The following is a 19,724-nucleotide window of genomic DNA, read 5'->3' as shown; positions in this document are numbered from 1 at the left end:
ATCATGGAGAATATGATGAGCTTAATTAATACAGAAGTAAAACCTTTCGCAGCAACAGCATATAAAAATGGTCAATTCATTGACGTTACAGAAGCTGATTTAAAAGGCAAATGGTCAGTATTCTTTTTCTACCCAGCAGACTTTACATTTGTTTGCCCAACAGAATTAGGTGATCTTGCAGACAACTATGCAGAATTTAAAAAATTAGGTGTAGAAATTTATGCAGTATCTACAGATACGCATTTCACACATAAAGCATGGCACGATACTTCTGAAGAAATTAAGAAAATCGAATACCCAATGGTAGGCGATCCAACTTGGACACTTGCTAAAAACTTTGAAGTACTCATTGAAGAAGCTGGTTTAGCTGATCGTGGTACATTTGTTGTTGATCCAGAAGGTAAAATCCAACTGGTAGAAATTACTGCTGGTGGTATTGGTCGTGATGCACAAGAGCTTCTTCGTAAAATCAAAGCAGCTCAATATGTACACAACAACCCAGGACAAGTATGCCCTGCTAAATGGAAAGAAGGTGACGCAACTTTAGCACCATCTATCGACCTAGTAGGTAAAATCTAATTTAGATTTGAAAAAGTCCCTCATTTGAGGGGCTTTTTTATGGGCGGTATAAAAACCTCTAAACTTAAGCTAAAGCCTTGTTTTAACTCTATACCCTACTTAATCAATTTTTTAGTTATCTTTATAAGCCAACTATTTGGTAAAAGTAGTACTGTATGATTGTTCGTGATGGGTGCTATATCCCAAACATCTGTATAATTTTCAAAAACTATGGTTTTAAATTAAAAAACCACCCATTAAGGTGGCTTTTTATTTAACTAAATTTTTGTTTATTTTGTTGATACAACATCCAACGTGCATCAATTTTGTCATAACACCATTGGTAAATAAACGTATAAACAAAAATACAATTTGTAATCGCAAAATCTAGTAAAAATGCATCAAGTAAGCTCATATTTAAAGCATAAGCAAACATTGGTGCAGTAATGATCATTAAACCACCTTCAAAACCTACTGCGTGTAAAATACGGAAAAAAACTGTTCGTTTAAATTTATATTTTTTTTCTGCTTTTTCATACAATACGTTAAATATCATATTCCAAACAACAGAAACCGAACACATGATAAAAATCAATAGACCGCTTTCTTCAAAAGGTAAAGTAAAAAAGTAACTAATACCATAAGTAATTAAAACCCATAGAATTGCTTCATATACAACGGCATGGATTAATCTTTTTTTTGTGATCAACATGATCTCACGCTTTAAAAAACCTTGAATATTTGAATTAAACTTATTATATTTTTATAATTCTGACTAATAAAGTTAGATTCTTTCAGAAAAATTGATAGATGAATATTAACCAAGAACAGCTTATTATTTTTAAAACAGTCATAGAGACTGGTTCTTTTTCAGCAGCTGCACGGCGTTTGGGTAAAGTTCCTTCTGCTGTGAGCATGTCTATTTCAAATTTAGAGCTAGATTTAAACCTAATACTTTTTGAACGTGTAGGTCGTGAGCCTAAACCTACGGTACAAGCCCAACAACTTTATGAAAAAACAAATCATTTGTTAGTCGAAATTAACCAATGGAAACAACATGCACATGCATTAAGTGAAGGTTTAGAATCTAGTTTAGATATTGTGGTGGTCTCTGAACTACTTCATACACATTGGATTAACTATATCCAAGCAATTGAAAAAGAATTTCCAACTTTACAAATTAATATTTTTTCAGCACCACAAGAAGATGCCATGAAAATGCTGATGAATGGTTCCGTACAATTTGCACTCATGTTTGAGCGTGAAATGTTAGACCATCGTGAAAGCTTTATTGAATTGTTGCAAGAAAGTTTAGTGCCTGTTTTAAGTCAATCACATCCTTTGGCACAAAAACCAAAAGTGAGTACAGAAGACCTGCGTCAAGAAAGACAAATCATTGTGACTAGTCGAGATCGTAATATCAAACCTGAACTTTTATTTTCAGATGACTATTGGCGAACAGATCATTATCACCTTGCCATTTCTTTAATTGAAAAAGAACTCGGTTGGGGGCTTTTACCTATGGAATTTTTACAAAATACCGTACATCAACTCAAAATTTTAGATATTCAAGAGTTTACAGCTAAGTTTGATTATTTTGTGGATTTAGTATGGAGTAAAGAAAAAGCATTAGGTTTAGCCAGTCAGTTTTTAATTCGATATGCAAAAGAACAAAGACACACCAAAAGTTGCGCATCTTAAACAAATTTGTCAAAAAGATATGTTATAACTAAATGATCTTTATACATTTTGAAGAATTCTTATGACGCAATCTGCCCTTTCTCAATTAAAATCACATAGTACGATTGTTGCAGATACAAGCGACTTATCTGCAATTGCAAAATTTCGTCCACAAGATGCTACTACTAACCCATCTTTAATTACAGCAGCAGCAGAACAGCCTGAAAGCCGTGAACTTATCGAAGCTGCATATCAACAAGCAAAACAAGAAGGTTATACCTCAGATACTTTAGTTGAGCGTACAATTGATATTTTGACTGTAAAATTTGGTGTAGAAATTCTTAAACTTATTGAAGGGCGTGTATCTACAGAAGTCGATGCGAGTTTGTCTTATGATACTGAGGCAACCATTAAAAAAGCAAAAGAGTTACTTGCACTTTACAAAGGCTATGGTATTGAATCTGACCGCATCTTAATTAAAATTGCTTCTACATGGGAAGGTATTCAGGCAGCTAAAGTATTAGAAGCAGAAGGTATACACTGTAATCTCACACTTTTATTTGGCTTACATCAAGCAAAAGCATGCGCAGATGCAAAAGTTACTTTGGTCTCACCTTTTGTAGGGCGTATTTTAGATTGGTACAAAAAAGCAGAACAAGTACAAAGCTACCCAATTGAAAAAGACCCAGGGGTTAACTCCGTTAAAGCAATCTATGATTACTATAAAGCCAATGGCATCAAAACTGAAATTATGGGTGCAAGTTTTCGTAGTGTAGAGCAAGTTTTAGCCCTTGCAGGTTGTGATTTACTCACCGTTGCACCTGCTTTACTTGAAAAGCTAGAACAAGAGCAACACAACGTTGAGCCACAACTCGTACAACCAAATCCTAGTACTAAACAGCCCCATGCTATCCAAGAAATTGTATTTAAAACGCAGTTAGAAGATGACTTGATGGCATTTCAATTATTACAAAGTGGAATTGATGGCTTTATCAAAGCAAGAGAGCAACTAAGTACCCTTTTACGCCAATCATTTGGTTTAAGTGGTGATTTAAAACTTTAATGTGTGCTAATTTTAAGCCGACACGGCGTCCTGTTTTAGGATTAAACCCACCTGTAACCAAAGATGATGTTTATCCAGGCGATGATTGTCCTTTAGTATTTAGTGATGGGCAATCTATACAGTGGCGCTGTGTTAAATTTGGTCTTGTGCCGCCTTGGGCAGAAGACCTAAAAATCACACGACATACATATAATGCTCGAACTGAATCAGTTGATCAAAAGCCAAGCTTTATATATAAAATTAGTTTGCACCCATTGCCGCTGATATTTTTATGACAAAGCTGAACGATGGGAAGTTTTTAGAAAATACGCAAATAAAATCAGAGCAAGTTCGTTCAGATGCGCAAAAACATGCGTTTATGCAACAGTTTCATCAACCGCAAGTACAAAACGGTCTGTTAAATCCCTGAACAGTATTGGTTAAACTGTGCATCACAACAAGCACCTCAGTTCTTTCTTGATTTAACAGCGCCAATGCCAAGACTAAAAACTATTTCTCCACAGGGTACTTTATTTTAAATTCTTGCATTTGCTTCATATAATCCAAGTTTTGTTTTGCTTCGTCCCATTTTAGTTTAAAAATTTTGGCTGCTTTCGCTTTAACTGGGTCTTCTTCAGAACGTGGTAGTTCTTCTCTACCATGTGCACCACTTAATCCTTTTTTATCATCAGGTACAGCACCTTTATATTTTTTACCTCCTTTATGGTTGGCATAACGGCGAGCACGCGTGTAACCCATTTGTAAAAATTTACGTGCCATGTCTGCACCCACAAAATCATCATTTTTTAAGTATTCTAAAAATAATGCATAAATCTTTTCGCTACTTTGTGTTGCTTTTTCTTCATCGGCAAAACGCCAATATGGCAAAATTTCAGATTTGTAAGGTTCAACCAATAAAACACCCTGTTCACCTTTACCAATCTTATAAAGTTCAGGATGTTCTCTAAAATTGACTGTTTTAAAATCTAAAGAATAATCAAAAGATTTTGAGTGTACCCGAGAAGCTGTCATTGTTGTTCTCCATAAAAAAACCCACTCAAAGGAGTGGGTTTTATGTGTTATACAGCAAGCATACTATTGAGTGTTTCACTTACATTTTTAGACTTAGGCTGTAATTGTGTCAGTGCATTTTTGACTTCTGTACGTTTTGGTTCAGCTAAGGTGTACCAACGTGAAAGTACTTGTAACAGACGCGAACCCACAATTGGATTCTTCTCATCAAGATACATCGCTAAATCAATAAAATGCTGAACACCAAAACTCCATGTATTCACAGGATTACTATTTAAGCCCCCACTTACCGCACGAATACGGTTTGGTGTACCTAAATCATAATCTGAGTGCTGTGTAAGCTGTTGAATGGTTTGTGCTGTTGCGTTTGGTTGTGCAGCTTGTAACATAAACCACTGGTCTAATGACAGTGGCTCATCCTTAAAGCGATTATAGAAATCTTCAATCACTTCTTGGGCTTGTGGTGCATCATTCCATACTAACACCTTAAATGCCCCTAAACGCTCAGACATATTATTGGTGCTACGGTATTGTTGGTACGCTAAATCAAATACAGCTGTATCACCCTGACGTGCCATATTGGTCAGCATAATATTTTTAAGTGCACGCTCACCCATTGCCTGCGAAAATTCATTTTGTAAAGCAGGGTCTAATGCTTGGTATGTTTCTTTCCAAAAACTGCCCATCTCACGTGCTAAAGCAGACAAAAGTGCGTTACGCTTTTCTTGGATGATCTCAGGTTCGTAATTTTCATCAATACGGCTACCTAAATACCCTTCACTTGGTACATCTAATAAACGAGAAGCCAATAATGGATCTTGTTTAACCATATTCGGTAACGTGCGTTTAAGTGCGTTAATGTACGGCGTTACAGCATGGTCTTTAAGTAAGATACGCTCTAACAAAGTTTGAGTTGCTTGCCATTGGTTAAAGCCATTGGTTTCGTGTTCAATTAAAAATGCAAGTTCATCATCAGAATAATCAAACTCTAAATTGACAGGTGCAGAAAAATTACGCAGTAGCGACACAACTGGTTTTTGGACAACATCAAACGAAATTGTTGCTTGTTCTTGGTCAAACAAATATACATCGCTGTTAATTTCTTGCCCTGTGAGTGGGTCAAACAATGCAAATGCAACAGGAATTGGCAACGCCTGTAAGTTTGGATATTTGTTATTCGCTTTTAATGATTGTTTAAATGTGAGTGAATATTTACCATCAACATATTCGCTAGTCACCTCAAGTTTTGGCGTACCTGGTTGATTATACCAACGTAAAAATGCACTCAAGTCTGTGCCCGAACCTGCCGAAAGTGCGTTAATCCAATCTTCTACTGTTACGGCTTGTCCATCATGGCGGCTAAAATATTCGTCTGTACCTAAACGATATTTTTCTTTACCTAATAATGTTGCCATCATACGGTTAATTTCTGCACCTTTTTCGTACACTGTTGCCGTATAGAAATTATTAATCTCAACAAAATGGTCTGGGCGTGGTGGGTGCGATAATGGTCCTGCATCTTCAGGGAATTGATGTGCTTTAAGTACCGACACATCATCAATACGCTGTACGGCAGCAGATTGTAAATCTTCAGAAAAAGATTGATCACGGAAAACCGTTAAGCCTTCTTTTAAACACAATTGGAACCAATCACGGCATGTAATACGGTTACCCGTCCAATTGTGGAAATATTCATGTGCAATTACAGATTGAACACGCATAATTGCTGCATCTGTGGTGTATTCTTCATCAGCCAACACACAAGAGGTATTAAAAATGTTTAACCCTTTGTTTTCCATTGCCCCCATATTAAATTGGCTGACTGCCACAATCATATAGTTATCAAGATCGTATGGACGCCCGTAGTGCTCTTCATCCCAACGCATCGAATGTTTAAGCGCTTGCATAGCAATTTTACATTTTGGAATGTCTTTTTCAATTGCATAAATCTCAAGCGCTACATCACGCCCTTCAGACGTTACATAACGATCTTTAAGAACAGCTAAGTCCCCAATCACACATGCAAATAAATAACTTGGTTTTTTAGTTGGATCTTGCCAAATGGCATAATGACGACCATTATCCAAATCGCCTTTTTCTAGCAAGTTACCGTTTGCCAATAAAACAGGATATTTTTTATCTGCCTCTACACGTGTGGTAAATACAGATAATACATCAGGACGGTCTGGATAAAAGGTAATTTTACGGAAACCCTCAGGTTCATTTTGGGTTACAAATAAATCACCTGCCTGATATAACCCTTCTAGCATAGTGTTCGTTTCAGGATGAATCACTACTTGCGTTTGTAGTTTGATCTGTTCAGGCGCGTTATGAATCACAAGCTGTTCGCTATCAAGCTGATAGTCTTGCTCATTTAATAACGTACCATTTAATGTGATATGTTTTAATTCTAAATCACGCCCCAATAATACAAGCTCACCTGCAGTTTGACGTGTCATTTCAAGCACAGCATCAACAATGGTATGATCTTGATGAACTTGGATATCTAGATAAACAGAATCGACCAAAAAAGAAGGTTTTTTATAATCTTTTAAATATACAGTTTCTTGTGACATTTAAATGTCCTCATTAAGTTCCATGTTGTTTATATTGGCTCAAATCTTAGATTTTCAATTGATTAAGGAAGAGAATGCTTCAAATTCTACAAAAACAGTTAGATGGCAGTACATTATGTCCGCTTTGTCGTGCAGCCATGTATTGGGTAGATGCTCAACTCATTGATGATACCGAGCTTAACTTCCATGAATGTAGCCATTGTGAGCATCGTATTTTTATAAACAACAATATGACGTGCCACTGCGAAGCATGTAAACAAAAACGTAAAAAACAAGTCAAAGAGACACGGCTACAAGAAATCCGAAAATTTAAGAAAAAGGATATCGAAACAAAGCCTTTAGAACGCCTTACATTTTTACAAAAGCTTTTTTTACTTGCACTTTTAGATGACAAAATTGGCGAAGCCACGCAACATGATGAATATATTGATTGGCAAAAAATTCAATATGCCCCTATTTCACCTAATATTCAATTTCAAAAGCAGCTCATTCAGCAACTTGAAAAAGATTATATTTTAATACCTAGTGATACCTCACAAGATTACTCACCTTACTACCTAAATGTGCGTTTAGATGGTTATACCGAACCAAGTCTTTTTAGCGTCACCTTACAACTACGTGCTTGGTTTTTTGAAAATTTGACGCAAGGTATTCCCTTCAAACAAAGTGATGAAGTTAAAGACACCCTTTACTTATTGTTGTATCAAGAAATTGTGCAGTTTATGCAAGCAACTTGCCGCCAATGGAATGTACAGATTTCGGGGCATGGTTCATTAAGACAACTTTGCTATCGCCTTCTTGATCACTTGGCAGTTGAACAAATTTTTCATCTTGTGCATACAGCCCTTGGTTATTTGCATAAACAAAATGCGCTTGAGACAAAAAATGATGGTTTTGTAAATACACATCGGCTTAAAAAAACACTCATTCAATACCGAGAACGTGCCATTGCTCAAAAATGGGAAACGCCAAATTTTCAAAGACCTCATGATCTACGTTTTAACAAAATGGGAGAAATTTTATATTTTAAATTTTTACAACATGATGAGCGAATTTTTAGTCAACCCATTTGGCATTTATGGCGCAAAATAGAACCACGTCTTCATTTTTATTCAGATAAGCGCTGTATGAACTGTGGCTCTAACGAACTTGATGTGGATTATGATGCAAATGATTATGTCTCATTGGTTTGTCGAAAATGTAAACATCAAGACCACTATTTTACACGCTAAGAGATCAATATGAATTTAACAGAACAAGTGATACTGACATGGCAAAAATTACAACAGCAGACACCGTTGGTACAGTGTATTACTAATAAAGTTGCGAGTAATTATGTCGCAAATGTACTTCTTGCTTGTGGTGCATCACCTGCCATGATTGACAACCCATTTGAAGCAGAAAGTTTCACTCAAATTAGCAGTGCACTGAGTGTTAATTTAGGCACACCTACAACCGAGCAAATGCAAGCCATGCAGATCTCTGCAAAAACAGCACAAAAAGCAAATGTACCTTGGATATTAGATCCTGTGGGATACGGCAATATTTTAAAATGGCGTAGTGATATCACTAATGATTTATTAAAATTTAAACCTACTGTTATCCGTGGAAATGCTTCTGAAATTAGTGCACTTGCAGGGCAACAAGTACAAACCAAAGGTGTGGATAGCACTTTACAAAGCGACCAAGTTTATCAACAGGCTCAAAATTTGCTTACTTGTACAGAATGCGTTGCCATTTCTGGAGAAACTGATTTTATTATTACACAAGATGAAATTATTCAGATATTCGGTGGCTCGAAATTACAACCTAAAGTCACGGCAACAGGTTGCGCTTTAGGTGCACTTATTGCTGCATATTGCGCTGTTGCACCTACAAAAATAGCAACCATTACAGCACATATACACTTTGCTATTGCAGGTAAATTGGCTTTTGAAAAATCACAACAAATTGGTAGTTTTAATGTGGCTTTTTTAGATGAGTTATTTAGCTTAACAGTAGAAAAAATACAACAACATATTAAAATTGAAAAAAAAGGATAGTAAACACTATCCTTTTTCATATCGCTTATGCGCGTTCTAGGTATTCACCTGTACGCGTATCTACACGAACTTTTTCTTCTTGCTGAACAAACAATGGAACACGTACAACCGCACCTGTTTCAAGTTTTGCCGGTTTACCACCACTACCCGCTGTATCACCTTTTACACCTGGATCTGTTTCTACAATTTGTAAAACAACAAAATTTGGTGCACTTACATTTAAAGGAACGCCATTGAATAACATGATTGTACATGTTTCGTTCGAGTCATCTTTAAGCCATTTTGCCGCATCACCCATTGCAACTTTATCTGCTGCAAGTTGTTCAAATGATGTAGGATCCATGAAATTCCACATTTCACCATCATTGTATAAGTAGTCCATTTCTACTTCTACAATATCTGCACTTTCTAATGTTTCATTCGATTTAAATGTTTTTTCTAATACTTTGCCCGTTTTTAAGTTACGTAACTTAACACGGTTAAACGCTTGACCTTTACCAGGTTTTACGTATTCATTTTCCATGATTGAACATGGGTTACCATCAAGCATGACTTTTAAGCCTTGCTTAAATTCATTCGTAGAATAATTCGCCATGAATGGCACACTCCAAACTTACTAACAGAAATCAAATAATGCTAGACTAGCATTATTTTTTACAACTGGCATGATAAACTATTTGTATCGTGAGCAAAACTGGAAAAGTCAACTCAGTGACTTAATTACAGATCCTCAAGAACTGCTTAACATTCTTAATCTTTCTCAAGATGACCTATTATCAGGGGCAATCTTAGCTTCTGAACAGTTTAAATTGCGTATCCCTCGTGCATTTGTTGAAAAAATGGACATATCTAACCCAAAAGATCCACTTTTACTTCAAGTTTTACCCCACCATTTAGAATTAGAAGAACATGCAGATTTTGTGACAGATCCATTAGGTGAAGAACAAGCCAATCATTTACCAGGAATATTACATAAATACGAATCACGTTTTTTACTAACACTGACTGGCGCATGTGCTGTTCATTGTCGTTATTGTTTTAGAAGGCACTTTCCTTATCAAGAGAACCTACCTAAGAATCATGATTGGGAAAATATTCAAAACTATATTTTACAACACCCCCAAATTAACGAGATTATTTTAAGTGGTGGTGACCCGCTTACTATTAGTAATCAAAAATTAGAAACTTGGATTAAACGCTTAGAATCAATTGAACAACTTCAAACTCTAAGAATTCATACGCGTGTACCTGTTGTCATTCCGACACGATTAGATGATGAACTTCTCACTTTATTAAAAAATAGTAGGTTACGTATCGTTATAGTGATACACTCCAACCATGCCAATGAACTTGATGATTTCACTGTATCTCAATTAAAAAATCTTGCTGATCAGCATATTACAGTTCTTAATCAGGCTGTTTTTCTAAAAGGTGTAAATGATAATGCAGATGTTTTAGTTAACCTCAGCAAACGTCTATTTGAGGCGCGTGTGATGCCCTATTACTTACATGTTTTAGATAAAGTAAAAGGTGCACACCATTTTGATTTAGACAATGCAATCATTGAACAAATTTATACAGATATCTTAGCTAGACTACCTGGTTATCTTGTACCAAAGCTGGTTCGAGAAATTGCAGGTGAGAAAAATAAAACTCCCTTATATGGGGTCACAGTGGCATAGTGTGGGGACTTATGGCTACCAATATTTCATCAGATTTTTTTACAGCACCTATCGAATTATCATTAGATCAGCTGTCTTTTTGCGATACTACTTTAAAAGGTTTTGATAAATGGTTGTCTAGTTTATCTTCTATTCAATTAGGCGATACTTCAAAAGCACTTTTTGATGCCTTAGAAGAAATTTTTTTCTTGAAGTGTGTAGAAACTTTTAGATTCGAGCTAATGTATATATTACACCCTTATTTAGAGCAAGTTTTAGGGGTATTAGAAAAAAATTTAGCGCATCAAGATCTTGCTGGCCATAATGAAAATGTTATTGATTTAGCACAACAGTTTCGATGCTATATCGCTCGTATTTACAGTCATATTGCATTTTCAACACATAACGAATTAGTAGATAACGAGTTTTCATTATTTTCATTTAGACATAAAAAAAATCTAATTAAAACTCGTCTTTTAAGTTCATTTTTAGCATTAGAGCAGTTTAGTTTTCTTAAATATCAACAACTTGTATTATATCGCAACGCTTTTATTGGACAATGGCGTACAGCACATCATTTATACAATATTGCCTATGAACATAAATTTGATTTAGATGATATTTCGCAAATTATTAAAATGGCACAGAGTTTAAATTGTATTTGTAAAGTTTATAAACAAATTAATTTACTCGATTTGCTAAATACACATCAGGTTAGACCTATCGAGATTCATGCACTTTATCAATGTTCATTTCAGTGGATCGATTTAATTCATCTTAATTCACAAGAAAGTGCCTTATCACGTTACTTTTTGAATATAAAAAAAGATTTTCCACCTGTTTTAAACAATCTACATCTCAATAAAACACAGCAAGATTTTTTTATTGAAACACAAGGGCTTCTTGAACATATTAATCTTATTAATCTGCCTCAGCATCGTGCTCTTTCTAAAGTAGAACGTGCTTTTTTAAGCCCTTCTTTAATTTTTCATGTACAAAATCTTTTAAATAACACACCAGAGCGTCGCTATGAGCGTTATACATTTAGCTCAACTATCCAACTCACTTTTGGCTTACAAAGCGCACACTACTACTTATCTCATACTCAAAAGTTTGAAGATACACTTGCACTCACAACAAAAATTAAATTTCAGGCGAACTCAAAATTACTCTCGACATGGAATAGCGAAGTTAAAACCTCTCAACACAGTATAGTTCAAGAAACTAAACATATTTACTCATGTAAAATTTTAGATATTAGCATTAATGGCTATCGTATGCGTTGGCAAGGTAGCCCTCCTGCACAGCTAAGAACAGGCGAATTTTTACTAATTCAAGAAAATAATAAAAGTCCATGGAGAGGTGGTACAGTTCGCTGGTTAAAGCAAATGCCAAATAAACATATTGAATTTGGAGTAGAAATTTTATCCCAAGAATTAACGCCTTGTGCCATCCAAATTTCAACACATCACAAAAACTACCATCCTGCACTTTTGATGAAAAATAGTATATTAAATGAAATAACTTTATCTCTCATTGTGCCAGGCTCACAAATGTGTAAAGAACACCAAAATGTTTTCTTGCGCATCCAACAAAGTCAAGTCAAAGTTTACTTTACAAAAGCTAGAATGATTAGCCAAAGTTTTACACAACTTGATTTTGAATTTTTAAACGAAGAAGATAGTACAATAGTCAATCAGTTTATTGAGCAACATGCTGAAACAATCAAAAAACAGGATTTATGGGAAAGTTTAAAATGAGAAATACCTTCTTATCAAATAAATTAAAACAGACCAAAGTACGCCTGTTAATTATAGATGATAATCAAATTCGATATAATCAGATTGTTCAATTACTTACGTCTAAAGGTTACTCTGTTAGTGCACACTTACTTGATGATTTAAAAAGCTTTGAGAAACAACTAAAAACAAACTGGGATGTTGTGCTGTTTGGTCGAGCATATGATTTGAAAGTAGAGCAAGCTCTAACTCTCATGCATGCTTCACCACAAGCTCAAACTCCACTTTTATTACTTAACCCACAAGATTATGACCCTTCTCAATATTTATCATATATTAATCGTGGGATTTATGATTTATTTAATTTAGATTATCCAGATCGTTTTTATATTGGTTTAATTAGAACTCTTTCCTATAGCCGTGTCTTACAAAATCAACAACAACTACTAAAAGAACTTGAGCTCGTTGATGCACAAGTTAAAAATCAAACACAAGAAAACCATACTGCGACAGCAATTATTCAAGAAGGCATTCATTTAGAAGCAAATGAAGAATATTTAAATTTATTTGGTCTCAGTGAAGAAGATATTATTGGATTACCTTTACTTGATGTACTCCAACCTGAGGATATTATTGATTTTAAACAACGTTTTAAACGTATTTTAAACCAAAATTTTGATCAAGCACGTTTCGATATTCATTCACATAACTCTATTTTTCCAAATACTAAAACCCTTAAAATTGAATTTTTTCCAAGTACAGAAGATGCTGTTCAACTTAATATTGAAACTCAACAAACAGTCGAACAAGTGGTTAAACACTACTACGAACCTATTAATCGTAAATTAATTAATGAACCTGCAAGTGTAAATGCTTTAATTGTTTTCAAACTTCGCTCATTTGATGAGACAACTCAACAATTTAACCAAAAACAAATGGCAAATTATTTAGAGGCAGTCCAAGCATTTATCGAAGAACAAATTCATAATACAGTCATTAAGTTGACACCCTCAACCTATGTGAGTTTATGTCAAAGTTCGAGTAATGATCGCTTAAACTCTAAAATTATGAGTTTATTTCCTCTAACAAAGTCTCAGCTTTTAAAAGTAAGCGATCAAAATTATGCTCTAGAATTTGATATTGGCGCTTGCCCATTAATAGATATTATTCAAAACCAAGAAGAGTTCGATTTTTTATTTGCACAAGCACTATCTCACCCTATTGAAGCCGAACCTCAAAATGCCGTTTTTGATGAAGTAGAAACCATTGAATTTACACTTTTTGAAGAAGATCAACCAGAAATTGAAGCTAAACAGAGCGTCATACCTGAAATTCAGTATGAACCTCATTATTTTGCACAGGCATTAGAAAAGAATAGTGTACATCTTAAATACCAGCAGCTATACGATAAACAAGATACGAATCTTTATATTTACGAAGTTACGAGTGGAATTATTCATGAGAATGAGTGGATCAATATTTGTGATGCTGAAGACTTAACAAATGATCCAGAACTTTCAATCAAGCTTGATCGATGGATTTTAGTAGAAGCTTGCAAACAACTTAATAATTTTATTATTCAATATCCTACTGCCAAATTATTAATTAATCTAAATAGTGCTATTTTAGATGACCCACAATTTGTTAACCTCATAACTAAGCTTCTTTCTATTATGAGTAATGCTCATAAAGATGCTTTAATTTTACAATTTAGTGCAAATGGGGTTCAACCAACTTCAACTTTTGCAACATTACAATCACAACGTGTCGCAATTTCCTTACGTCACTTTGGGCAGAATAAAGAACATATTATCTTACTCAATCAAATTAAACCTGACCTATGTTATTTAGATGGTCAACTTACCAAAATGTTAAATTCTGAAAAGACGTTACTAACATTACAAGAAAAAATTCAACAGTATCAAGACATATATGGCGCAGATTTCATTTTATCTCAATTAGATGATATGAATACGTTTGCTAATGCTTGGAATGTTGATGCACGTTATTTACAAGGTGAATACTTTCAAAAGAAACTAGATCATCTTATTGATGTAAATTAAAAAACGGGCATAAAGCCCGTTTTTTATTTTGCATCGTATTAACGTTTGATAGAACGTGACATACCAGCAAAACGTTGTTTGAATTTGTCGATACGACCACCTGTATCCACACTCTTTTGTTTACCAGTGTAGAATGGATGGCAAGCTGAACATACGTCTAAGTAAATTGTTTCTTTACCTAAAGCAGATTTAGTTTCAATTACGTTACCGCATGAACAAGTAGCAACTAATTTTTCGTATTTTGGGTGAATATCGGCGCGCATGGTCGATGACTCCTAATTAAAGAAAGGCTTAAGCTGTCGTCGCAATTAATCACTCTCTTTACGAGGAATGCATAAAATGCAGATTAACACCACAACAGACCATTCTCTTGGCCCACCGAAACATAAGTAGTTAGGGCTAGGCTCAACAAGTCCTTCTATTTTACTTTAAAATACGTAGTATGGCGACTCTTTTTTTAGACACGTGCATCTTGATCTTGCTGAATCAATTCTATTTTGTAGCCATCAGGATCTTCAACAAAAGCAATAACGGTTTGTCCACCTTTCATCGGTCCTGCTTCACGCACTACCTTACCGCCTTTTGCTTTAATCTGTTCACATGCTTGATATGCATCTTCTACACCAACAGCAATATGTCCATAGGCATTACCTAAGTCGTAAGATGATTCATCCCAATTATGTGTTAGCTCAAGTACAGTGTGCGTTTCTTCTTCGCCATAACCTACAAAAGCAAGGGTAAAACGCCCTGTTTCAAAATCACGTCGGCGCAATAATTTCATACCTAAAACATCGGTATAAAATGCTAAAGATTTCTCTAAGTTACCTACACGTAACATCGTATGTAGCATACGCATAATTTAATCCTTTTGTTTTAGAAGTTTTGCTACCCATATAATAAGTATCAAAATTGGAATTCCCAACAATGTTGTCATAAGGAAGAATTTTGGATACCCAATATGAGTAACGATGGTGCCTGAGTAACCACCTAAAATTTTAGGAGTTAAGGTCATGAGTGAGCTAAAAATGGCATATTGCACTGCTGTAAATGATACGCTTGTCAGACTTGATAAAAAGGCAATAAATGCCGCTCCAGCAAGCCCTGAAGCCAAATTATCCACCACAATGGCAAAATATAACCAACCCGAGCTATAAGATTTAATGACCTTACCTTGGTATGCTTCTATCTGAATAGATGGGTCTTGATGTATATATTGCAAGTCTTTCTTAAACCCATTGCCTACTAATGTAGCAGGAAATTTTGCTGAAACCGTACCTGAAAAAAATCCATGCTCATCAATTTTAATTGGAATAATTTGATTGTTTTGCTCTACATGTAGCTCATCTATTTTTTGTAGGTCTACTTGACCATTAATAACTGTATGCTCTTGGGCATAAATTGGAAAAACACGTACAGGTGAAAGTGCTTGTAGGGTTATATGTGATGATTTCTGTCCAATCTCTGTAGTTATATTAATCTGCTCATTCGTTTTTGGAATTGTAAAATAACCTGCATCATCAGGTTGCACGGTAATTTTCTGTTGACCAATTTCTAATGTAACAGGGCTAAGTGGCTCACCCGACTTAATCAGCCCAATAAAAATAAGGTTAGTTGAACTTGCTAAAATTGCACCAATAAACATCAATTTCATGATGTTAAAGCGTTGGGCAAGTAGTCCACCTAAAAACCCACCTAACAAAGAAAAAATAACGCCATACACTTTAACAGCTTTGGCAATTTCCTCTTTGGTAAAGTTTAAATCTTGATAGAACACATTAGAAATAACGCCTGCAATAATGTCAGAAATTCGATAAAACCCAATTAAAAGCAACAATAATAATGCAAGCTTGACACCATAACGTTTAAAAAAGTCTTGTATCGGCAACACCCATGTTTCCACTGCCATTTTTTTAGATACAAAACCTACTTTGACCAGAACATATCCAATTAGTCCTGCTACACCACCTGAGATTAAAAAGCGAATTGCTTCTAAACAAAATGAGAAAAAGTTACCCTCAACTGATGGTAAGGCAATAATAAGATAGCTACCTATAAAACCTAAAACCGTAGCAAAAAAAACGCACACTAATCTAAAATAGTCTTTACGCTGATAATGACTTGGGGTTCGCTTGGTTTGAGGTTCACGAATAACCAATGTGGTGATAACTCCAATCAACATGACTGCTGCCATTGCAAAGTAGGTATTTTGCCAAGCACTATAAATATAATTGCCTTTGGCTGTGCCTAAAGATGCTGCTAAAAAAAGTGCCCCTGCCCCTGCAATGATCATCCCTAAGCGATAACCTGCATTGTAGGTAGATGCCAAAACAGTTTGCATATTTGTATCCGCAAGTTCAATTCGGTATGCATCAATCACAATATCTTGAGTAGCAGCAGAAAAACCGAGCAATACTGCACCAATTGCCATTTGTACCAATTGCCCTGATGCAGGATCTGAACATGCCATAATAATAATGGCGAGCATAATTAAACATTGTGCAACCAATAACCAAGAACGGCGACGCCCTAATTTTTGAGTTAAAAATGGAATAGGTAGCTCATCGACCAAAGGTGCCCATACAAATTTAAAAGAATATCCCAATGCTGCCCAACTAAAAAATGTGACTGCACTTTTACTGACGCCTGCCTCACCCAACCAGAGCGATAAACTTGAGAAGATCAAAAGGATGGGAATACCTGCGGAAAATCCCAAACAAAACATGACCAAAGCACGGCGATCTAAAAATGCCCGAAAAGCCTGTATCCAATTTGTTGTCATTACACGGGTCGTTTCTATTTTAAAGTTGCTATTCAACCGTTTTCAGTCTGATCTTTCAACTTTTTCTTGTACTTTTTGTTCAATACCATATACCTTTAACGCAGTTTCTATTTGGATTTTTTATAGTGAACCAAGAACTTACTACCGAACATTTAACACACAATATAAAACTCCAAACTATTCCTGCATCAACACGCCGTATTAAGCCATTAAATAACTTTTTAGGGCAAGACCGTGCCAAAGCTGCCGTTGAAGCAGGGATTCGTCTACCTTATTCAGGCTACAATATCTTTGCCGTTGGTACAGCAGGATTGGGTAAACGTACTATGATTAAACGTTTACTGATTCAACACGCCAAAACAATGCCAACCCCACCAGATTGGGTTTATGTTAATAATTTTGAAAATACCCGTCAGCCTATTGCTTTATATTTTGAAGCGGGACAAGGCTTAAAATTCCAAAAACAACTACATCAAACATGGCAAACTGTTTTAAAACAACTGGACCGCCGTTTTAGTGCAGAAACCTATCACACACGTATTGAAAAAATTAGACAAGCCACAGGACAAGAACAACAAGATGCACTTTTAGAACTTACTAAAGAAGGTGCAGAACTCAATTTAAAACTTGTGTCTCGCCAAGAACAACATTGCTTTGTGCCTTTTAGTCAAGATCAAGAACTCACTCAAGATGAAGTGAATGCACTTGACCAAGAAAAACAAATCCAAATTACACAAGACATGCGTTATATGGAGAAAAAACTCCAACGCTTGGGTAATCATTTGGGTAGTTTAGAAGACCATGCGCGCGATGAGATTATTAAGCTAAATCAAGAAATTACTGAGCAAGTCGTTTTACCTAAAATTCAAACTATTTTAAAAAAATACCCTGATGTAAAAGGATTAGAAAAATATCTTAAGCTTTATGCCAAAGATATTATTGATAATGTTGAGTTAATTTTAGACCAAGCAGAAGACGATTTTTCTCCTACTGTGTTTAGCCGTATTCCTGCACGTTTTCAAGCGAATGTTGTTGCAACGCACACACCAAATAGTGGTGCGCCTGTTATCTTTGAAGATTTTCCAACCCATTACAACTTGCTTGGACATGTAGAACAGCTCACTCAAAATGGAACCATTACTACCGATTTTAGTTTAATTCGTTCAGGTGCATTACACCGTGCTAATGGTGGTTTTTTAATGCTCGAAGCAGAACAGCTACTTGAGCAACCCTATGCATGGCAAGGACTTAAACGTGCCTTAAAATCAGGTCAACTTAAACTATCATCGCTAGAACATATGCTTACCCTGACAGGTAGTATTTCAATTGAACCTGAAGCCATTCCTTTAAATGTAAAAGTGGTGTTGTTGGCAGAACCTGAGGTTTATTACGAAATTTTAGATGTTGAGCCCGAGCTCGGCAGTATGTTTAAAATCCGTGCAGATTTTACCGATACCTTGCAACGTAACGCGCAAAATGAACATGCTTATATGCAACTCATTGCCGATTACGTACAGGTCGATAAACTCTTACCTTTTGACCGTAGTGCTTTAGCTGCTTTACTCACAGACTCTAGCCGTCAGGCAGAAGACCAAAGTTCATTATCTTTACACGCTTCTACTTTAGGCGATCTTATCCGAGAATCACATCATCATGCCCTACAAGCAGAACAAACCATCGTTACTGCCGAGCATATAGCAATGGCATTACAACATCGTCAATATCGCTTAGGCTATTTGCGTGATTTGTATTGGCAAGATATCACACGTGGTACACAGCTTATCGAAACACAAGGCGAGCGTTTAGGACAAATTAATGCATTATCTGTTATTCATTATGCAGATGTTGAATTTGGTTTGCCTTCTCGCTTAACAGCATCGGTTTATCAAGGTGGTGGCGATATTTTAGATATCGAACGCAGTGTAGAACTTGGTGGGTCGTTACATGCCAAAGGCGTATTGTTGATGTCGAGCTTTTTAAAAGCTCATTTTGGACGTGAACAAATTTTACACTTCTCTGCCGCACTTGCTTTTGAGCAAAGCTACGGTCAGGTAGATGGTGATAGTGCCACTGTGGCAGAACTTTCTGCACTGATTTCTGCCATTAGCCAACTGCCTATAGATCAGTCATGGGCAATTACAGGTTCTATGAACCAACTTGGGCAAGTACAACCGATTGGTGGTGTCAATGCCAAAATTGAGGGCTTTTTTGATGCGTGTAAATTACAAGGTTTAACAGGTAAACAAGGCGTAATTATTCCGCGTCAAAATATGCAACATTTAATGTTACGCCAAGATGTAATTGATGCCGTAGCAAATCAACAATTCCATGTACATGCCATTGATACCATTGACCAAGCTTTAGAGATTTTGATGAAGCGACCTGTTGGAGAACTAGACAAAAAAGGACGCTATACCAAAGACTCTATTTATGCTGCAGTGATGGCACAGCTTGAATATTGGCAAGCTATAGAAGATGGTGAATTAGTAGAGGAGAAACCGAAAAAGAAAAAAAAGAAGAAGAAAAAGACTGAGGAAGCTTCTGCATAAGAA

The 19,724-nt window shown here is 35.7% G+C and carries 17 protein-coding genes and 1 pseudogene; 11 read left to right on the top strand and 7 right to left on the bottom strand.

All coding sequences use genetic code 11. The annotated features are described in order from the left end of the window. The first annotated feature begins 15 nt into the window (after nucleotides 1-15). A complete protein-coding gene (gene ahpC / locus PCI70_RS01340) occupies nucleotides 16-579 on the top strand; it encodes an alkyl hydroperoxide reductase subunit C (protein WP_269913548.1) in 564 nt (187 codons plus the stop codon). Nucleotides 580-832: 253 nt separating this feature from the next. Here ahpC and aceI read toward each other — a convergent pair whose 3' ends face one another. Beyond that, nucleotides 833-1,270 carry a chlorhexidine efflux PACE transporter AceI gene (gene aceI / locus PCI70_RS01335; RefSeq protein WP_269913547.1) on the bottom strand — a complete coding sequence of 146 codons (438 nt, stop codon included), beginning with the start codon at nucleotides 1,268-1,270 and terminating at the stop codon, nucleotides 833-835. Nucleotides 1,271-1,368: 98 nt separating this feature from the next. On the opposite strand from aceI, the gene PCI70_RS01330 reads away from it, so the two are divergent. From PCI70_RS01330 to PCI70_RS12115, 4 genes are all read left to right on the top strand, one after another. Further along, nucleotides 1,369-2,259, top strand: a complete 891-nt coding sequence (locus PCI70_RS01330; protein ID WP_269913546.1) for a LysR family transcriptional regulator — start codon at nucleotides 1,369-1,371, stop codon at nucleotides 2,257-2,259. A 61-nt stretch (nucleotides 2,260-2,320) separates the two neighbouring features. Further along, a complete protein-coding gene (gene tal, locus PCI70_RS01325; RefSeq protein WP_269913545.1) occupies nucleotides 2,321-3,301 on the top strand; it encodes a transaldolase in 981 nt (326 codons plus the stop codon). Beyond that, nucleotides 3,301-3,576: an SOS response-associated peptidase family protein gene (locus PCI70_RS12120; protein WP_333473513.1), complete on the top strand. Its 276-nt coding sequence runs from the start codon at nucleotides 3,301-3,303 to the stop codon at nucleotides 3,574-3,576. Before tal ends, PCI70_RS12120 begins: the two co-directional genes overlap by 1 nt. Next, complete coding sequence (locus PCI70_RS12115; protein WP_333473512.1) at nucleotides 3,573-3,710, top strand: hypothetical protein; 138 nt, start codon at nucleotides 3,573-3,575, stop codon at nucleotides 3,708-3,710. Before PCI70_RS12120 ends, PCI70_RS12115 begins: the two co-directional genes overlap by 4 nt. A gap of 80 nt (nucleotides 3,711-3,790) precedes the next feature. Here the strand turns inward: PCI70_RS12115 and PCI70_RS01315 are convergent, their stop codons facing one another. Both PCI70_RS01315 and pepN read right to left on the bottom strand, forming a co-directional pair. After that, nucleotides 3,791-4,312 carry a DUF4385 domain-containing protein gene (locus PCI70_RS01315; RefSeq protein ID WP_269913544.1) on the bottom strand — a complete coding sequence of 174 codons (522 nt, stop codon included), beginning with the start codon at nucleotides 4,310-4,312 and terminating at the stop codon, nucleotides 3,791-3,793. Between the two features lie 47 nt (nucleotides 4,313-4,359). Continuing rightward, a complete protein-coding gene (gene pepN, locus PCI70_RS01310) occupies nucleotides 4,360-6,888 on the bottom strand; it encodes an aminopeptidase N (RefSeq protein WP_269913543.1) in 2,529 nt (842 codons plus the stop codon). 74 nt (nucleotides 6,889-6,962) lie between these two features. Here pepN and PCI70_RS01305 point away from each other — a divergent pair, with 74 nt between their 5' ends. Together PCI70_RS01305 and thiM are read left to right on the top strand one after the other, a co-directional pair. Continuing rightward, nucleotides 6,963-8,120 carry a hypothetical protein gene (locus PCI70_RS01305; protein ID WP_269913542.1) on the top strand — a complete coding sequence of 386 codons (1,158 nt, stop codon included), beginning with the start codon at nucleotides 6,963-6,965 and terminating at the stop codon, nucleotides 8,118-8,120. 9 nt (nucleotides 8,121-8,129) lie between these two features. Then, nucleotides 8,130-8,930 (top strand): hydroxyethylthiazole kinase, encoded by an 801-nt coding sequence (gene thiM / locus PCI70_RS01300; RefSeq protein WP_269913541.1) that lies wholly within the window; start codon nucleotides 8,130-8,132, stop codon nucleotides 8,928-8,930. A gap of 25 nt (nucleotides 8,931-8,955) precedes the next feature. On the opposite strand, the gene efp is transcribed toward thiM, so the two are convergent. Next, nucleotides 8,956-9,525: an elongation factor P gene (gene efp, locus PCI70_RS01295; protein ID WP_269913540.1), complete on the bottom strand. Its 570-nt coding sequence runs from the start codon at nucleotides 9,523-9,525 to the stop codon at nucleotides 8,956-8,958. Nucleotides 9,526-9,595: 70 nt separating this feature from the next. Here efp and epmB point away from each other — a divergent pair, with 70 nt between their 5' ends. The 3 genes from epmB to PCI70_RS01280 are packed head-to-tail and all read left to right on the top strand — an operon-like array spanning nucleotide 9,596 to nucleotide 14,393. Further along, nucleotides 9,596-10,612, top strand: a complete 1,017-nt coding sequence (gene epmB / locus PCI70_RS01290; protein WP_269913539.1) for an EF-P beta-lysylation protein EpmB — start codon at nucleotides 9,596-9,598, stop codon at nucleotides 10,610-10,612. 11 nt (nucleotides 10,613-10,623) lie between these two features. Beyond that, a complete protein-coding gene (locus PCI70_RS01285) occupies nucleotides 10,624-12,351 on the top strand; it encodes a GTPase (protein ID WP_269913538.1) in 1,728 nt (575 codons plus the stop codon). After that, on the top strand, nucleotides 12,348-14,393 hold the full coding sequence (locus PCI70_RS01280; RefSeq protein ID WP_269913537.1) for an EAL domain-containing protein: 2,046 nt from the start codon (nucleotides 12,348-12,350) through the stop codon (nucleotides 14,391-14,393). The genes PCI70_RS01285 and PCI70_RS01280 overlap by 4 nt, the downstream gene beginning before the upstream one ends. Nucleotides 14,394-14,431: 38 nt before the next feature. Here the strand turns inward: PCI70_RS01280 and rpmE are convergent, their stop codons facing one another. From rpmE to PCI70_RS01265, 3 genes are all read right to left on the bottom strand, one after another. After that, nucleotides 14,432-14,656, bottom strand: a complete 225-nt coding sequence (gene rpmE, locus PCI70_RS01275) for a 50S ribosomal protein L31 (RefSeq protein WP_269913536.1) — start codon at nucleotides 14,654-14,656, stop codon at nucleotides 14,432-14,434. 194 nt (nucleotides 14,657-14,850) lie between these two features. Then, nucleotides 14,851-15,249, bottom strand: coding sequence for a lactoylglutathione lyase (gene gloA, locus PCI70_RS01270; RefSeq protein ID WP_269913535.1), 399 nt, complete (start codon nucleotides 15,247-15,249; stop codon nucleotides 14,851-14,853). Between the two features lie 3 nt (nucleotides 15,250-15,252). Further along, entirely contained in the window at nucleotides 15,253-17,172 is a 1,920-nt protein-coding gene (locus PCI70_RS01265; protein WP_269913534.1) for an AmpG family muropeptide MFS transporter, read from the bottom strand. 137 nt (nucleotides 17,173-17,309) lie between these two features. Here PCI70_RS01265 and PCI70_RS01260 point away from each other — a divergent pair. Further along, nucleotides 17,310-19,709 (top strand): annotated as a pseudogene (locus tag PCI70_RS01260) (AAA family ATPase); the annotation flags it as partial. Nucleotides 19,710-19,724: the final 15 nt, after the last annotated feature.

Origin of the sequence: Acinetobacter sp. HY1485 (assembly GCF_027568475.1) — a bacterium.
Classification (GTDB): domain Bacteria; phylum Pseudomonadota; class Gammaproteobacteria; order Pseudomonadales; family Moraxellaceae; genus Acinetobacter.
Note: the sequence above shows the minus strand (reverse complement) of the source record. Positions and strands in the feature narration are given on the sequence as shown.

Excerpts from the sequence above, each read along its gene's own strand:
- aceI (WP_269913547.1), bottom strand. The coding sequence starts at position 1,270 with ATGTTGATCACAAAAAAAAGATTAATCCATGCCGTTGTATATGAAGCA.
- PCI70_RS12115 (WP_333473512.1), top strand. The coding sequence starts at position 3,573 with ATGACAAAGCTGAACGATGGGAAGTTTTTAGAAAATACGCAAATAAAA.
- ahpC (WP_269913548.1), top strand. The coding sequence starts at position 16 with ATGAGCTTAATTAATACAGAAGTAAAACCTTTCGCAGCAACAGCATAT.
- rpmE (WP_269913536.1), bottom strand. The coding sequence starts at position 14,656 with ATGCGCGCCGATATTCACCCAAAATACGAAAAATTAGTTGCTACTTGT.
- PCI70_RS01265 (WP_269913534.1), bottom strand. The coding sequence starts at position 17,172 with ATGACAACAAATTGGATACAGGCTTTTCGGGCATTTTTAGATCGCCGT.
- thiM (WP_269913541.1), top strand. The coding sequence starts at position 8,130 with ATGAATTTAACAGAACAAGTGATACTGACATGGCAAAAATTACAACAG.
- gloA (WP_269913535.1), bottom strand. The coding sequence starts at position 15,249 with ATGCGTATGCTACATACGATGTTACGTGTAGGTAACTTAGAGAAATCT.
- PCI70_RS01315 (WP_269913544.1), bottom strand. The coding sequence starts at position 4,312 with ATGACAGCTTCTCGGGTACACTCAAAATCTTTTGATTATTCTTTAGAT.
- efp (WP_269913540.1), bottom strand. The coding sequence starts at position 9,525 with ATGGCGAATTATTCTACGAATGAATTTAAGCAAGGCTTAAAAGTCATG.
- PCI70_RS01285 (WP_269913538.1), top strand. The coding sequence starts at position 10,624 with ATGGCTACCAATATTTCATCAGATTTTTTTACAGCACCTATCGAATTA.
- pepN (WP_269913543.1), bottom strand. The coding sequence starts at position 6,888 with ATGTCACAAGAAACTGTATATTTAAAAGATTATAAAAAACCTTCTTTT.
- tal (WP_269913545.1), top strand. The coding sequence starts at position 2,321 with ATGACGCAATCTGCCCTTTCTCAATTAAAATCACATAGTACGATTGTT.
- epmB (WP_269913539.1), top strand. The coding sequence starts at position 9,596 with ATGATAAACTATTTGTATCGTGAGCAAAACTGGAAAAGTCAACTCAGT.
- PCI70_RS01305 (WP_269913542.1), top strand. The coding sequence starts at position 6,963 with ATGCTTCAAATTCTACAAAAACAGTTAGATGGCAGTACATTATGTCCG.
- PCI70_RS01330 (WP_269913546.1), top strand. The coding sequence starts at position 1,369 with ATGAATATTAACCAAGAACAGCTTATTATTTTTAAAACAGTCATAGAG.
- PCI70_RS01280 (WP_269913537.1), top strand. The coding sequence starts at position 12,348 with ATGAGAAATACCTTCTTATCAAATAAATTAAAACAGACCAAAGTACGC.
- PCI70_RS12120 (WP_333473513.1), top strand. The coding sequence starts at position 3,301 with ATGTGTGCTAATTTTAAGCCGACACGGCGTCCTGTTTTAGGATTAAAC.